Annotated in this window: 14 protein-coding genes; 4 read left to right on the top strand and 10 right to left on the bottom strand. The window is 68.0% G+C overall.

Annotated features, from left to right (window positions below):
• Positions 1 to 870: 870 nt before the first annotated feature.
• Genes SAOR_RS07880 through metG form a run of 5 tightly spaced genes read right to left on the bottom strand, consistent with a single transcriptional unit; the run spans position 871 to position 5,675 of the window.
• Positions 871 to 1,578, bottom strand: a complete 708-nt coding sequence (locus SAOR_RS07880; RefSeq protein ID WP_123630935.1) for a phosphoglycolate phosphatase — start codon at positions 1,576 to 1,578, stop codon at positions 871 to 873.
• Between the two features lie 47 nt (positions 1,579 to 1,625).
• On the bottom strand, positions 1,626 to 2,285 hold the full coding sequence (locus SAOR_RS07875) for a fumarylacetoacetate hydrolase family protein (RefSeq protein WP_123630934.1): 660 nt from the start codon (positions 2,283 to 2,285) through the stop codon (positions 1,626 to 1,628).
• Entirely contained in the window at positions 2,282 to 2,932 is a 651-nt protein-coding gene (nth, locus tag SAOR_RS07870; protein ID WP_123630933.1) for an endonuclease III, read from the bottom strand. The genes SAOR_RS07875 and nth overlap by 4 nt, the downstream gene beginning before the upstream one ends.
• Positions 2,933 to 2,949: 17 nt before the next feature.
• On the bottom strand, positions 2,950 to 3,600 hold the full coding sequence (locus SAOR_RS07865; protein WP_123630932.1) for an RnfABCDGE type electron transport complex subunit B: 651 nt from the start codon (positions 3,598 to 3,600) through the stop codon (positions 2,950 to 2,952).
• A gap of 2 nt (positions 3,601 to 3,602) precedes the next feature.
• Entirely contained in the window at positions 3,603 to 5,675 is a 2,073-nt protein-coding gene (metG, locus tag SAOR_RS07860; protein WP_245965421.1) for a methionine--tRNA ligase, read from the bottom strand.
• Between the two features lie 122 nt (positions 5,676 to 5,797).
• On the opposite strand from metG, the gene apbC reads away from it, so the two are divergent.
• Positions 5,798 to 6,889: an iron-sulfur cluster carrier protein ApbC gene (gene apbC, locus SAOR_RS07855; RefSeq protein ID WP_123630930.1), complete on the top strand. Its 1,092-nt coding sequence runs from the start codon at positions 5,798 to 5,800 to the stop codon at positions 6,887 to 6,889.
• A 6-nt stretch (positions 6,890 to 6,895) separates the two neighbouring features.
• On the opposite strand, the gene SAOR_RS07850 is transcribed toward apbC, so the two are convergent.
• A complete protein-coding gene (locus SAOR_RS07850; protein WP_123630929.1) occupies positions 6,896 to 7,798 on the bottom strand; it encodes a LysR substrate-binding domain-containing protein in 903 nt (300 codons plus the stop codon).
• A 149-nt stretch (positions 7,799 to 7,947) separates the two neighbouring features.
• Between SAOR_RS07850 and SAOR_RS07845 the strand changes: the two genes are divergently transcribed.
• A complete protein-coding gene (locus tag SAOR_RS07845) occupies positions 7,948 to 8,241 on the top strand; it encodes a YjiS-like domain-containing protein (RefSeq protein WP_123630928.1) in 294 nt (97 codons plus the stop codon).
• Between the two features lie 511 nt (positions 8,242 to 8,752).
• Entirely contained in the window at positions 8,753 to 9,355 is a 603-nt protein-coding gene (locus SAOR_RS07840) for a hypothetical protein (protein ID WP_123630927.1), read from the top strand.
• Positions 9,356 to 9,534: 179 nt separating this feature from the next.
• On the opposite strand, the gene SAOR_RS07835 is transcribed toward SAOR_RS07840, so the two are convergent.
• Entirely contained in the window at positions 9,535 to 10,542 is a 1,008-nt protein-coding gene (locus SAOR_RS07835) for a zinc-dependent alcohol dehydrogenase family protein (RefSeq protein ID WP_123630926.1), read from the bottom strand.
• Between the two features lie 126 nt (positions 10,543 to 10,668).
• Between SAOR_RS07835 and dcd the strand changes: the two genes are divergently transcribed.
• The gene (gene dcd, locus SAOR_RS07830; RefSeq protein ID WP_123630925.1) at positions 10,669 to 11,235 is read left to right on the top strand and encodes a dCTP deaminase; all 567 of its coding nucleotides are present in this window, start codon (positions 10,669 to 10,671) and stop codon (positions 11,233 to 11,235) included.
• Positions 11,236 to 11,428: 193 nt separating this feature from the next.
• On the opposite strand, the gene SAOR_RS07825 is transcribed toward dcd, so the two are convergent.
• Genes SAOR_RS07825 through purM form a run of 3 tightly spaced genes read right to left on the bottom strand, consistent with a single transcriptional unit; the run spans position 11,429 to position 13,924 of the window.
• Positions 11,429 to 12,178, bottom strand: a complete 750-nt coding sequence (locus SAOR_RS07825) for a DUF3108 domain-containing protein (protein WP_123630924.1) — start codon at positions 12,176 to 12,178, stop codon at positions 11,429 to 11,431.
• Positions 12,147 to 12,836, bottom strand: coding sequence for a phosphoribosylglycinamide formyltransferase (purN, locus tag SAOR_RS07820; protein WP_123630923.1), 690 nt, complete (start codon positions 12,834 to 12,836; stop codon positions 12,147 to 12,149). The genes SAOR_RS07825 and purN overlap by 32 nt, the downstream gene beginning before the upstream one ends.
• On the bottom strand, positions 12,833 to 13,924 hold the full coding sequence (gene purM / locus SAOR_RS07815) for a phosphoribosylformylglycinamidine cyclo-ligase (RefSeq protein ID WP_221179919.1): 1,092 nt from the start codon (positions 13,922 to 13,924) through the stop codon (positions 12,833 to 12,835). The genes purN and purM overlap by 4 nt, the downstream gene beginning before the upstream one ends.
• Positions 13,925 to 13,970 lie beyond the last annotated feature (46 nt).

Here is a 13,970-nt window from a genome sequence, read left to right as displayed (position 1 = left end):
CGAGCGCGGTGGAGGTGAAATCGAGCAGCCCGGCACCCGTCGGCAGGGATGGCAGGGTCGTGTTGATCGACGGCGTGTCGTGGATGCGGGCATCGCCGGCCTGCAGCCGGATAGCGCGGTCGGAGCCCGTCGGCGGGCCCGCTCAGTCGGTATCCGGGAGATTCGGCGCCGGGCCGGGCTCGTCGAGCATCGCCGCCGCGAGTTCGCTGAGACGGAAACCTGATCGCGGCCCAATGATCGGCCGATCGTCGTCGGGTCTCACGCCGTCGCGAACGGATATCGCCGGGCCCGAACGCTCGAACCCGAGTACGGACGGCACCGGTCTGACCGGCAGAGCGAACCGCGGCCCCGTCGTGACAGTGACGAACAGGCGCTGGCCCCCGGCCGTCGATACCGCAGGGGAGAGCGTGCTCGGCAGACCGCCGACCGGGGATCAGCCCGAACAGCCGGCGCGCCCTGCCGCGCGCCGAGCTGCGGTTCCAATGCGCGAGGCGCTGCTCCGCCCGGAGCGATCGGTCGCCCATGCCGTTTGGCGTGATCGGCGTCGCCATCGGCAAACGTCGGCGACGGTATTGTCGCTGAAGCGTGAACGCATAGCCGCGCGCACAGGCCGGCCGCTTGCGGCCCGAGCCGCGTAGTATCGCTTCGCGCGCCGGGGGCGAAGGGCTGCGAATCACGCCCGGCGGCGACGTGACGGTCACGGAATGCAGTCGGCGGCGCCTTCTCGCGGCCGTCGATGCCGCCCCCGCTGTGTCCTCGTGCCGGGCCGGTTTCGTGGCGACGATGAGGCGCCGGCTCGGCGTCCGGTGGGGGCGCGATCCCCCGTGCGCCGTTACTGGATCGCCTCGTCACGCCTCTGTCGGAAAGGACTCAGGTTGCGTGGGGCGACAGAGTCTCGCCCTGGGGCAGCAGCTCGGCCAGCGTATCGACCACGTGGTCTGGAGCGCTGTCCCGGACGGGCTCGCCGTGGTTGTAGCCGTAGGTCACGGCCAGCGTACGGAAGCCGGCCGCCTTGCCGGCGGCGACGTCGTGCCGCGAGTCGCCGATCATGAGGGCGCGGTCGGGGCTGATGCCGGTCCGCTCGGCGGCGTGCAGCAGGGGATCGGGGTGAGGTTTCTTGCGCGCGAGCGTGTCGCCGCCGACGGTCACGGCGAACCGGTCGCCGAGACCGAAGCGTTCGAGAATCGGGGGCAGAAACGCGGCGGGCTTGTTGGTCACCAGTGCGCAGGCGATCCCGGCCGCGCTCAGCGTCTCGAGCAGTTCGCCTGCGCCTTCGTAGAGCAGCGTGCGTTCGCAGGGGGCAGCGCCGTAGTGGATCAGAAAGCGCGCATGGGCGGCGTCCACATCGGCTTCGGAGGCCGGCTCGCCGCTTGCACGCGTGGCGTCGGTGAGCGCGCGTTCGACCAGCTTGTGCGTGCCGTTGCCGACCCAGTCGCGCACCTTGTCCACGCCGGCTGGGGGCAGCCCGCGCTCGCCGAGTACGGCGTCGACGGCCGTTGCCAGGTCCGGCGCCGAGTCGATGAGCGTGCCGTCCAGATCGAAGACGACGAGAGCGATGTGATCGAGCGCCGGATGCATGGCGTGTCCTTGTGACTGGAGCGAAGCGAGAAGGGGTCTGCGGGTCGTCAGGCGATGGTCCATTCGGCGCCGGCGAGCCGGGGCGATGACAGGGCGAGCTGCATGCCCGCCTGCACCGGCCCGACGCCCTCCGGTGTGCCGGTGAATACCAGATCGCCCGGCAGCAGGTGCCAGTGGCGGCTGAGCACGGCGATCAACTCGGCGACCCCGACGAGCATGTGGGCGGTATGGCCGTGCTGGCGCACCTCGCCGTCCACGCTGAGCTCGAAGTGCAGATCGGCCAGGTCGATGTCGTCGTCGAGCGCGGTCATCGGCCCCAGTGGCGCACTGTGGTCGAAGGCCTTGGCCTTCTCCCAGGGCTCGCCCGTATTCTTGAGCCCGGTCTGTACGTCGCGCAGGGTCAGATCGAGCCCCAGGCCGACCGCGGCGATGTGCCCGCGTGCGGCTTCGGCGGCGATGTCGCGACCGCCCGGGCCGATCTCGACCACGAGTTCCGCCTCGTGGTGGATCTCGCCGACGTCGGCCGGCAGGATGATCGCCTCCTCGGGCGCCACCAGCGCGCTCGCCGGTTTCATGAATATCACGCACTCCTGGCCCGGCAGCGTGCTGTCGAGTTCGGCGATGTGCTTTGCGTAGTTGCGCCCGATGCAGAAGATGCGCGGCGTGCTGCGAACGGAAAACGCGTCGGCGGGGCGGGGTCGGCTCATGAAGCGACGTCCTCGGCAAGATTCTTGTGGCGATATTCGCACAGGTCGACGATCACGCACGCATCGCATAGCGGCTTGCGCGCGCGGCAGGTATAGCGCCCGTGCAGGATCAGCCAGTGGTGGGCGTCCCGCAGGAACGGTTTCGGCACCAACCGCATGAGCCGGTCCTCGACCGCGCGCACGGTCTTGCCCGGCGCGATGCCGGTACGGTTCGACACCCGATAGATATGCGTGTCGACCGCCATCGCGGGCTGGCCGAAAGCGGTATTGAGCACGACGTTGGCGGTCTTGCGGCCCACGCCCGGCAGTGCGACCAGCGCCTCGCGCGTGTCCGGTACTCGGCCGTCATGTTCGTCGACCAGCGCCCGGCAGGTCTTGATGATGTTGGCGGCCTTGCTGTTGTATAGACCGATGGTCTTCACGTAATCCTTGAGGCCGTCCTCGCCCAGGTCGAGGATCGCCTGCGGCGTGTTGGCGACGGGAAACAGCTTCGCCGTGGCCTTGTTGACGCCGACGTCGGTCGCCTGGGCGGACAGGATCACCGCGACCAGCAGCTCGAACGGCGAGCCATACTGCAGCTCGGTCTTGGGTTCGGGGTTGGCATCGCGCAGACGCTCGAAGATCTCGGTTCGCTTGGCCTTGTTCATGAATCGATCAGTCGCGGCTACGGGGTGCGGCGCGCCTTCGCACGGGCGATGGCATCGGCGATCGTGGCTTTCTTGTCCGCGGAGCCGGCGGCCGCGTCCTCGCGCGCATCGACGGTGGCATCGTGACGATTGCTGCGTCGGCGGCGGGTGGTCTTCTGGTTCAGGCGTCGGCGGCGCGCCTCGAACAGCTCGCGGGCGCGGGCGGCGCGTTCGGCGTCGATCGTGCGTTGCGGCGGCCAGAGCGGCTGGCCGCTCTCAGCGCCCGATTCCGGCATGTCGATACAGTCGACCGGGCAGGCGGGCACGCACAGCTCGCAGCCGGTGCAGTCGAACTCGATCACCGTATGCATCTGCTTGGCCGCGCCGATGATGGCGTCGGTGGGGCAGACCTGGATGCAGCGCGTACAGCCGATGCACTCGGCCTCGCGGATGAAGGCCACCTTGGGAATGCTGGCGTCGCCGCATTCCGGATCGATCGGCTTGACCGTTTCGCCGGTAAGTGCGGCCAGGCGTTCGACCGTGGCGTCGCCGCCGGGCGGGCAGCGGTTGATGTCCGTCTCGCCCGCGGCGATCGCCTCGGCATAGGGCCGGCAGCCGTCATAGCCGCAGCGGCGGCACTGGGTCTGCGGCAGCAGGGCATCGATGGCATCGACGCGGGCCTCGTCCATGGCTACTTGATCTTGTCGCCCGGGGCAGCACCGGCGTCCGGCGACAGAATATGCGGCGAATCGCCGGCGGCCAGCACCATGCCTTCGGATACGCCGAAGCGCATTTTGCGTGGGGCGAGGTTGGCGACCATGACGGTCAGCCGGCCTTCGAGCTGTGCCGGGTCGTAGGCAGCCTTGATGCCGGCGAAGACCTGCTTCTTGCCGAGCGTACCCACGTCGAGGGTGAGCCGCAGCAGCTTGTCCGCGCCCTCGACGTGATCGGCGGCTTCGATACGCGCGACCCGCAGGTCCACCTTGGCGAAGTCGGCGATATCGATCGTGTCGGCATCCGAAACTTGCGAGTCCGGCTTGTTCTTGTCCGGCATCTTCGCGGCCTGAGTGTCGGCAGGGGTCGAGTCCTGGGCCGGTTCGCTCTGCGGCGCCGGCTTGGCGGCCAGATCCTCCCGGCTCGCGGCCAGCATCTTGTCGATGGCCGGTTGTTCGACACGCCGCAGCAGCGGCTTGAACTTGCGGATCGTGCCGGAGACGGGCGTAGCGAGATCCGCCCAGCTCAGCGGCTCGACGTTCAGAAACGCCTCGGCGCGTTCGGCGGTGTCGGGCAGCACCGGCTTGAGATAGATCGTGAGCTGGGCAAACAGCGCGAGCGCGGTCGTGCAGATCTGCTGCAGCTCGTCCTCGCGGCCGTCTTCCTTGGCCAGCTGCCAGGGCGCGCGCTCGGCGACGTAGGCGTTGGCCTCGTCGGCCAGTGCCATGATCTGGCGTATCGCCTGGGCGAAGCGGCGCTGCTCGTAGTGCTGCCCGATCTCGTCGGCGGCGCCGGCGAAGCGTTCGAACAGCGCCGGCCGGTCGAGCGTGTCGGCCAGCCGGCCGTCGAAGCGCTTGCTGATGAAGTTCGCACAGCGGCTGGCGATATTGACGTACTTGCCGACCAGGTCCGAGTTGATGCGGGCGACGAAGTCGTCGAGGTTCAGGTCGAGATCCTCGACTTTGCCTGAGAGCTTGGCCGCGAAGTAGTAGCGCAGGAACTCCGCCGGCAGATGTTCCAGCCAGGTGCGCGCCTTGATGAAGGTGCCGCGCGACTTGGACATCTTCTCGCCGTTGACGGTGAGAAAGCCGTGCGCGTGGATGGCCGTCGGCGTGCGATAGCCCGCGCCTTCGAGCATGGCCGGCCAGAACAGGGCATGGAAATAGACGATGTCCTTGCCGATGAAGTGGTACAGCTCCGCTTCGGAGCCGGCTTTCCAGAAAGCGTCGAAGTCCAGGTCGTCGCGACGGGCGCACAGGTTCGCGAAGCTGGCCATGTAGCCGATCGGCGCATCCAGCCAGACGTAGAAGTACTTGTCGTCGGTGCCCGGGATCTTGAAGCCGAAATAGGGCGCATCGCGGGAGATGTCCCAATCCTTGAGGCCGGCCTCGAACCATTCGTCGAGCTTGCGGGTGACGGCCTCCTGCAGATGTTCGCTGCGGGTCCAGCGATGCAGGAAGTCCTCGAAGTCGGCGAGCTGGAAGAAATAGTGCTCGGAATCGCGCTCGACCGGCGTCGCTCCGGACAGCACCGAGACGGCATTCTTGAGCTCGGTCGGCTGGTAGGTCGCGCCGCAGGCCTCGCAGGCGTCGCCGTACTGCTCGGGCGTGCCGCATTTCGGGCATTCGCCGCGGATGAAGCGGTCCGGCAGAAACATCTGTTTTTCCGGATCGAAGGCCTGGGAGATCGTGCGCTTGGCGATATGGCCGGCCGCGTCGAGCGCGTTGTAGATGGTCTCGGCCAGCTCCCGGTTCTCGTCGGAGTGCGTCGAGTGGTAGTTGTCGAAGCCGATCGCGAAATCGGCGAAGTCGCGCTGGTGTTCCTCGCCGACGCGCCGAATGAGCTCTTCCGGCTCGATGCCTTCGGCGCGCGCCTTCAGCATGATCGGCGTGCCGTGGGCGTCGTCCGCACAGACATAAATACAGCGGTTGCCGCGCAGCTTCTGGAAACGCACCCAGACGTCGGTCTGGATGTATTCCACCAGATGGCCGAGATGGATCGACCCGTTGGCGTAGGGCAGAGCGGATGTGACGAGGATGTCGCGCGCCATGGCAGGGCTGTTCTGGAAGCGTTTTCTAGCCCGCCAGTATGCCACAGGCACCCCCGGTGGCCGGCCGGTCCTTGCTATCATCGCGGGCAGTTCAATTCATGCGATCAATCGGGACACACGCCATGAGCGATTCCCTGAAACAGACTGTCGAGGCCCGCCTCGGGCGCTTCAACGAACCCTATCTCGGTACCGACCTGATGAGTGCGCGCGCCGTGCGTTCGCTCGAGGTCGACGGCGGGCACGTCAAGCTCGAGCTCGATCTCGGCTTTCCCTGCGGCGACTACGGCCAGGAACTGGCCGAACGGGTTCGCGGCATGCTCGAGGCGGTCGAGGGCATCGAGCGGGCCGATGTCACCGTCGGTTTCACGGTGGCCGCACGCGCGGTCCAGTCGTCGCTCAAGCGGCTGGATTCGGTGCGAAACATCATCGCCGTGGCCTCGGCCAAGGGCGGCGTCGGCAAGTCGACGGTCGCGGCCAACCTGGCGCTCGCGCTCAAGGCCGACGGCGCCTCGGTCGGTCTGCTCGATGCCGACATCTACGGGCCCAGCCAGCCGCGGCTGATGGGGATCGAGGGGCGCGCCCAGGGCAAGGACGGCAACACCCTGCTGCCGATGGAAGCCCACGGCATGCAGACGATGTCCATCGGCTATCTCATCGACAAGGACTCTCCTGCGATCCTGCGCGGGCCCATGGTCACCTCGGCGCTGCAGCAGATGCTGTTCCAAACCGCCTGGGACGATCTGGACTATCTGATCATCGACCTGCCGCCCGGCACCGGCGATATCCAGCTCACGCTGGCGCAGAAGATTCCGGTCTCGGGCGCGGTGGTGGTGACCACGCCCCAGGATCTGGCCCTGATCGACGCCCGCAAGGGCGTGGAGATGTTCAACAAGGTCAACGTGCCCGTGTTGGGCATCGTCGAGAACATGAGTACCCATATCTGCTCGAAGTGCGGCCACGAGGAGCATATCTTCGGTGAACGTGGCGGGCAGACCCTGGCCGACGAATACAACGTGGACCTGCTCGGCCAGCTGCCCCTGGACATCTCCATTCGCGAGAACGCGGATTCGGGGCATCCGAGCGTGGTCGCGCAGCCGGAGGGCGCGATCGCCGCGGCCTATCTGGACATGTCCCGCAAGACGGCCGCGCGGCTGGCCCGTCAGAAGAAGGACTACGCCAGCAAGTTCCCGAACATCAAGGTCGAGAACAGCTGACCGCTTCTAGCCGCGCAGGGCGCGAAACGCGTCGACGACGTGCTGCGTAAGCGTCTGGGCCGCCTCGGAGCGCCGGGCGCCGGTGACGAGCAGGATGTGTGTATCGGCGAGCGCCGGCAGCTTCGGATCGTCCACGATTTCCAGCAGCGGCGAGGTCGCCAGCGAACGCGGCAGCGGCGCTACCGCCAGATCGGCCTGAACGGCGGCGCGCTGACCGGCGCTGTGTTCGCTGCTGTAGGCCACGCGGTACGGCCGGCCGGCGCGATCGAGCGCGTCGACCGCGCTCGCGCGCCACGCGCAGCCGTGTTCGGCGAGCGCCACCGGTAGCGGCTCGCGCAGGCGGGCGGTGCCGTCGGCGCGGGCGACCCACACCAGCGGCTCGGTCGCCACGACCTCGCCGCGTTCCGGATCGACGTCGCGGCTGCCCGCAGTCACCAGCGCCAGGTCGATTTCGCCCGCATCCAGTCGTTCGAGCATGACCCGGCTCACACCCGCCATCACGTCGACCTGCACCGCCGGGTGCGACGCAGCGAAGCCCGAGAGTACCTGTGGCAATACCCGCGTCCCCACATCGTCCGGGGTGCCGATCCGCACCGTGCCTTCCAGCGCGGGCGTCAGGAAACAGGCCACGGCCTCGGCGTTGAGCTGCAACAGCCGGCGCGCATAGCGCAGCAGCAGCTCGCCGTGCGCGGTCAGCTGCACGCGCCGCGCTTCACGTACGAACAGGGATTGGTCGAGCGTGGTTTCCAGCCGCTTGATCTGCATGCTCAGCGCCGACGGGGTGCGAAACACGGCCTTGGCGGCGCGCGTGAAGCTGCCGTATTCGGCGATCGCAACGAAGCTGCGCAGCACATCCGTATCCAGCAGCGGCTGAACGTTCGAGACGTTCGGCACAGGAGATCGAGTCATGGCTTTGCGTTAAGAAATATTGAAATCAGAGTATAGAACTTTTCGCTGGAATGAACGCAGGCTCGGGCGCAGGCTGGCTTCGTGCCTCGACGAACGGGCACGTGATACACCCGGCGGGCCTGCGATGGCACGCCCTATGGAGATGAGCCATGCGTGAATATTCCAGTCGATCGAACCCGCCGACCGCGCAGCAGGTCGAACAGCAACACGCCCGGCTCGACCGGCTCTATATGCCGGCGATGCCGCCCCTATGGCTGCTTACGCTGATCGGGCGGGCGGTGCAGGCCCGGCGCAAACGCCGGGCCGTGAAGGCACTGTTGAAACGCGACGACCATAGTCTTCGCGATCTCGGTTATAGCCGCGCGCAGCTGCGTCAACGGCTGAACGACGGCGAAAAACAACGGGTGCTACTCGATGATCGTGTGGCCCGTTCCGGCCCGTGAAGCTTCGATGTGCCGCGGCCGCTGGCTGATGGTTGTCGGAGATTCTTGCACCCGGTCGCTGCCCGGCCACGTTCTGCGGTCGCGCTGGATGGCGCGGCCTCCGGAGCCGGTCGGCATACCTGATCCAGCCCGGCGGGCTTGAGGTCGACGGTTGATACCAGGCAACTGCCCGAATCGACACGTCTTGCCGGATCGTGAGCCGACGGGGCGCCACCGACAACAATCGGGCTCGGCTAAAGGTGGATCGCCCGGCTGGGGCGTTGCGACCGTCGGCGATTCTGACACGTCGAAGCCGCTGGCGCAGATGTTCGGGAAAATAGTCGCCTGATCAACGGTCTACACAATGGCGCGAAAAAAATGCGATGTCTGGTCCCGTGCTCGTTTTCCCTGCCGCGGGCAGGTTTCATCATGGAGCGAGGTGCAGACCATGCATGCGATGTATATCAGGCGGTTGCTCGGGGCCGGTGTATTCTTGGCGGCGGCTTGGGGCGGATCGGCGCTGGCCGTACCGATGACCCAGACCATCGACCTCGGTTCGGTGTATACCGGAGCGACCCCGACGGGAGCGCCGCCATGGCTCAGCGCGGCGTTCTCCTACGAAACCGGCGCCACGACCGGCACGTTGACGCTGATGTCGCTGCTCGATGGCGGTGATTTCGTGCAGGGGGGAAGCAACGCCAATGCCCAGCCGGGCTGGGCGTTCTCACTTTCTCCGAGTGTCCAGTCGCTCAGCTGTACGAGCGGAAACTGTGCGGATGCGGTATTCAACCAGGCAGGCCTGAATGCGGGGCCGACAGGCACCGGTGACTACAATCTGGCCTTCAGCTGGGCCGTTCAGGGCCCCGGTGGGCGCCTCGATGGCGCCGAGCAGGCCGTTTACGACCTGATTTTCGCCGACGCGCTGGGCGCATCGCCGTTCGTCCCCAACGCGGCGGGCTATATTTCCGCCGCGCATATCCAGGGTATCGGCGACGGTGACGACAGCAGCTTCGTCGTCGACGGCGGGCAGCAGCCGCCGCCGGTCGATGTGGCCGAGCCGGCGGGCACCGCGCTTGCCTGGCTGGCCCTGATGCTGGTCGGACTCGGCGCGTGGCAGACACGCCGTATCGGCTGACGCCGGACGAGGAGTCGACCAGTGGCCGTACAGGGGCGGACCGCCTCCGCCCCTGTTTTTCAGTATCCCGGTCGCGCGGCTATGGATCCGCCACCGGAACAGTTGAATCGTCAACTGTTTTCAACGTGCTCGATAATCGAGGCCGGCGCATGTCCGTCCTCTATTCTCAGGCACTTCGCTCAGAGGGTCTTTGCCTCCTCGCCGATATCGATGACGATCTTGCCCACGGCCGCGCCGGCTTCCAGATGCGCGTGCGCCGCGGCGACGTCGCCGAGAGTGAAGCGCCGCTCGTCGAGCATCGGCCGGAGCTGATCGGCGGCCGCGAGTCCGGCGGCCTTGGCGAGGATCTCGCCGTGGTGCTGTGGATGCACGCCGTTGAGCATGCTGGTGAGCATGAAGATGGTGTGCAGCGTCAGACTCTTGGTGTGCATGGGTGTGAGGTCGGCCGTGTACTGCGACACGATGGTCGCGACCTGGCCGTTGACTCGGGCGCCGGCGAAGGAGGTCGCGATATCCGAGCCGCCGGTGGCATCGAAGACCACGTCGAAGCCGCGCCCGCCGGTCAGGCGCTCCACGTAATCGTCAACGCTTTCTTCACGGTAGTTGATGGTCTCGTCCGCGCCCATGCGGCGGGCGATATCGGCCTTGGCGGCCGAGGAAATCGTGGTCGCCACCCGCGCGCCCTGGGCCCTGGCGAGCTGGACGGCGATATGGCCGACGCCGCCCGCGCCGCCGTGGATGAGCACGTGATCGCCGGGCGCGACGCGGGTGCGATCGACGAGCGCTTCCCAGGCGGTGATGGTCACCAGCGGCAGCGCCGCGGTCTCGCGCCAGTCGAGGGCGTCGGGCTTGAAGGCCATGAAGGCGGCATCGACCGCGACGTATTCACCGTAGGCGCCGCCGTGGCCGCGCACGCCGGCGGCACAGCCGTAGACGGCGTCGCCGGGTGCGAAGCATCGCACGCCGTCGCCGACGGCTTCGACCACGCCGGCCACGTCGCAGCCGAGCACCGCCGGCAGTTCGGGCGCGATCGCCGGCCCGGCGGTGCGCAGCTTGGTGTCGACCGGATTGACGCTCGCCGCGATCTGGCGCACCAGCAGTTGGCCCGGGCCCGGCCGGGGCGTGTCGATCTCGGCGGCTTCGAAGACATCCGGGGCGCCAAAGGCGCGAATGAGTTGAACCTGCATGACACGACTCGTGGAAATGACACGCCCACGATACGACATCCGCTGCCGCGGAACAGGCCGGCGCTGGGCGGCGGGCGACGCAGTCGCTAGACTGCGCGGGTTGTTTCGCCGCCGCAGCCCTTCGCAATGAGCATCAAGTCCGACAAGTGGATCCGCCGGATGGCCGCCGAGCACGGCATGATCGAACCGTTCGAGCCGAGCCAGGTCAAGGCGCGCGACGGCGAGCGGATCGTGTCCTACGGCGTGTCCAGCTACGGCTACGACGTTCGCTGCTCGCCGTATTTCAAGATATTCACCAACATCAACACCGCGATGGTCGATCCGAAGGCGTTCGACTCGGCCAGCTTCGTCGATTTCGAGGGCGAGGTCTGCATCATTCCGCCCAACTCCTTCGCGCTGGCCTCCACCGTGGAGTATTTCCGCATTCCGCGCAGTGTGCTTACGATCTGTCTGGGCAAATCCACCTATGCGCGTTGCGGCATCATCGTGAACGTCACCCCGCTGGAGCCGGAGTGGGAGGGCCACGTGACACTCGAGTTCTCCAACACGACGCCGCTGCCCGCCAAGATCTACGCCAACGAAGGCGTGGCGCAGATGCTGTTTTTGGAATCCGACGAGGTTTGCGAAACCTCGTACGCCGATCGCGGCGGGAAGTACCAGGGCCAGCGCGGGGTGACGCTGCCGCGCACCTGACCTCGTCGTTGCCCGCCGCGCAGATCGCGAGGTTCGGCGCGCGGTACGGTCTCACCGTACGCACGCGGGTCCGCGGGAATTAGGGGCCGGGGCAGATCAATCCGGGGTTTCGGTCTGACGGGGCGGAGCCGGGCCGGCGGGCGCGTCCGCCCGGAGACGACACGGCCGATGCCGACGCCCACGGCGGCTCGGATCAGCGGTGCAGACGCGTCATGGACATGCGGAAAACGCCGCCGTCGCCTTTCTGGTGCTCGACGCGCACGGGAATCCAGTCGGCGTTTTCCGCCAGCCAGAAGCGCAGATGTCGACTGCTGTCGACCCGTTCGACGCGCAGCGTATCGTAGATGCCGGCCTCGGTCTCGATCGTGCCGCCCTCGGAGACCCGCAGCGTGTAGGTCTTGCGCTCATCCTCGTCGATCAATTCGAAGCGCGCCTCGCCGAGGGCCGCGGGGTCGTCGGCCTCGGCCAGCCAGCGCCGGGCCGCGATCTGGATCGACAGCGGGTCGAGCGCACGGTCGCCGAGCGCCATCGTCTTGCGGCGGCCGGCCTCGTTCTCGTAGGTGACCTCGTGCGCCGACCAGTCGAAGTCGAGCGTGTAGCTGTCCTCGGCGTCGCCGTCGATGTGATGACGGAAACGCTGCGGCCGGATGGCGCCGTCCTCGATGCAGAACCGACTCTCGTCGGTGACGCGGCCGATGAACATGCGCACGAGGGCGTTGGGATCCGCGCGGCCGCTGTAGACATAGCAGCCGGCGCGCTCGCCGGCCTCGAGGCGGAATGTGGTCGTGCCCAGAGCGATGCTGCCGCGGTGGACGTCGAAATCGGCGGTGAAGGCGTCGGTGACCGCCGCCTGGGCGGGCGATGCGATCAGCAGGACGAGACCGAGCGCCAGCGCGGCGCTCCGTCGGCGGTCAGGGCGTTTCGTCGGTGTCGTGGTCCTCATGCGGGCACTGCTCCTGCGGCCGGCCGTCGCGCCACACCCGGCCGTCGTGCCAGCGCACGCGGCCGGCGGCGAGCTCGGCCAGCGCGGCCGGGTAGATGCGCTGCTCCACGCGCTGCATCAGACGATCGGCCAGGCGCGTCGGCGTGTCGTCCGCCGCCACCGCGATGCTGCCCTGGCGAATCACCGGGCCGGCATCCAGTGCGTCGGTGACGAAATGTACGCTGGCGCCGTGGCGGTGTTCGCCCGCGGCCAGCACGCGTTCGTGCGTGTGCAGCCCCTTGTAGTGCGGCAACAGCGAGGGGTGAATATTCACGAGCCTGCCGGCAAAGCGCTGTACGAAGGCTGAACTGAGCAACCGCATGTAACCGGCGAGCGCGACCCAGTCCGGCTGCTCCGCGTCGATGCGCGCGCCGAGGGCGCGATCGAAATCCTCGCGCGAGGCGAAGGCGTGCGGCTGGATCGCGACCGTCGGCAGCCCGGTGAGGCGGGCGGTCCGAAGCCCCGCCGCGTTCGCCCGGTTGCTGGCCACGAGCACGATGCGCGCGTTCAGCGCGCCGCGCTCGATGGCGTCCATGATCGCCTCGAGATTGCGGCCACGGCCGGAGATGACGACGACGAGCCGCGCCGCGGGCCCGTCGCGGGTGGCGGCCGGAGTCAAACCAGTCGGACGGCGTCGGTGTGCGGGTCCCGGCGCCGGATCTCGCCGAGACGCCAGGCCTGCTCGCCGGCCGCCGCGAGCACGTCCAGCGTCTCCGCGACCTGGTCGGACGGCACGATCACGCAGTAGCCGATCCCGCAATTGAAGGTGCGCTGCATCTCCGCTTCGCTCACGTTGCCCGCCTCGGCCAGCCAGTCGAACACGGGCGGACGCGGCCAGGCGTCGCGCTCGAGGGTGGCGCCCAGATGTTCCGGGATCACCCGCGCCAGATTCTCCGCCAGCCCGCCGCCGGTGATGTGCGCCATGCCGCGGACGTCGACGCGCTCGAGCAGGGCATGGATGGCGTTGACGTAGATCCGGGTCGGCGCCAGCAACGCATCGGCGAGCGTGGCGTCGCCGACGGGCGTGTCCAGCCCGGCGCCGTGGGTTTCCAGTATCCGGCGGATCAGCGAATAGCCGTTGGAATGCGGCCCCGAGGAGGCCAGGCCGATGACGGTGTCGCCCTCGGTCAGGCCGCTGCCGTCGATGCGGGCCTCGTACTCGACCACACCGACACAGAAGCCGGCGAGATCGAAATCGCCGGCGCCGTACATGCCGGGCATCTCCGCGGTCTCGCCGCCGATCAGCGCCGCGCCCGCCTGCCGGCAGCCCTCGGCGATGCTCCGGATGACTGGGGCGGCGACCGCGGCGTCGAGACGGGCGGTGGCGTAGTAGTCGAGAAAGAACAGCGGCTCCGCGCCGGTGACGAGCACGTCGTTCACGCACATCGCGACCAGGTCGATGCCGATGCCGTCATAGCGCCGATGGTCGATGGCCAGCCGCAGTTTCGTGCCCACGCCGTCGGTGCCGGAGACCAGCACCGGACGCCGGTAGCGCTCGACCGGCAGCTCGAACAGGCCGCCGAAGCCGCCCAGGCCGCCGATGACCTCGGGCCGCCGGGTGGCTTCCACCGGTTCGCGGATGGCGTCAACCAATCGGTTGCCGGCATCGATGTCCACGCCGGCATCGGCATAGGTCAGGGGAGTGCGTTCGCTCACGGGGCCTCGTCGGTGATCACGTATGGAGGGCGGGCGGCAGCCCGGCACCATGTTATTGTAACGCGCGTTGCGGACCCGGTTGACCGCGCTCGTGAAT

The organism is Salinisphaera orenii subsp. orenii MK-B5 (assembly GCF_003788635.1).
Lineage (GTDB): Bacteria > Pseudomonadota > Gammaproteobacteria > Nevskiales > Salinisphaeraceae > Salinisphaera > Salinisphaera orenii.
This window is presented reverse-complemented; position numbering and strand designations above follow the sequence as displayed.

Coding starts and splice junctions, on each gene's coding strand:
- SAOR_RS07880 (WP_123630935.1), bottom strand. CDS start 1,578: ATGCATCCGGCGCTCGATCACATCGCTCTCGTCGTCTTCGATCTGGAC.
- SAOR_RS07875 (WP_123630934.1), bottom strand. CDS start 2,285: ATGAGCCGACCCCGCCCCGCCGACGCGTTTTCCGTTCGCAGCACGCCG.
- nth (WP_123630933.1), bottom strand. CDS start 2,932: ATGAACAAGGCCAAGCGAACCGAGATCTTCGAGCGTCTGCGCGATGCC.
- SAOR_RS07865 (WP_123630932.1), bottom strand. CDS start 3,600: ATGGACGAGGCCCGCGTCGATGCCATCGATGCCCTGCTGCCGCAGACC.
- metG (WP_245965421.1), bottom strand. CDS start 5,675: ATGGCGCGCGACATCCTCGTCACATCCGCTCTGCCCTACGCCAACGGG.
- apbC (WP_123630930.1), top strand. CDS start 5,798: ATGAGCGATTCCCTGAAACAGACTGTCGAGGCCCGCCTCGGGCGCTTC.
- SAOR_RS07850 (WP_123630929.1), bottom strand. CDS start 7,798: ATGACTCGATCTCCTGTGCCGAACGTCTCGAACGTTCAGCCGCTGCTG.
- SAOR_RS07845 (WP_123630928.1), top strand. CDS start 7,948: ATGCGTGAATATTCCAGTCGATCGAACCCGCCGACCGCGCAGCAGGTC.
- SAOR_RS07840 (WP_123630927.1), top strand. CDS start 8,753: ATGACCCAGACCATCGACCTCGGTTCGGTGTATACCGGAGCGACCCCG.
- SAOR_RS07835 (WP_123630926.1), bottom strand. CDS start 10,542: ATGCAGGTTCAACTCATTCGCGCCTTTGGCGCCCCGGATGTCTTCGAA.
- dcd (WP_123630925.1), top strand. CDS start 10,669: ATGAGCATCAAGTCCGACAAGTGGATCCGCCGGATGGCCGCCGAGCAC.
- SAOR_RS07825 (WP_123630924.1), bottom strand. CDS start 12,178: ATGAGGACCACGACACCGACGAAACGCCCTGACCGCCGACGGAGCGCC.
- purM (WP_221179919.1), bottom strand. CDS start 13,924: ATGGTGCCGGGCTGCCGCCCGCCCTCCATACGTGATCACCGACGAGGC.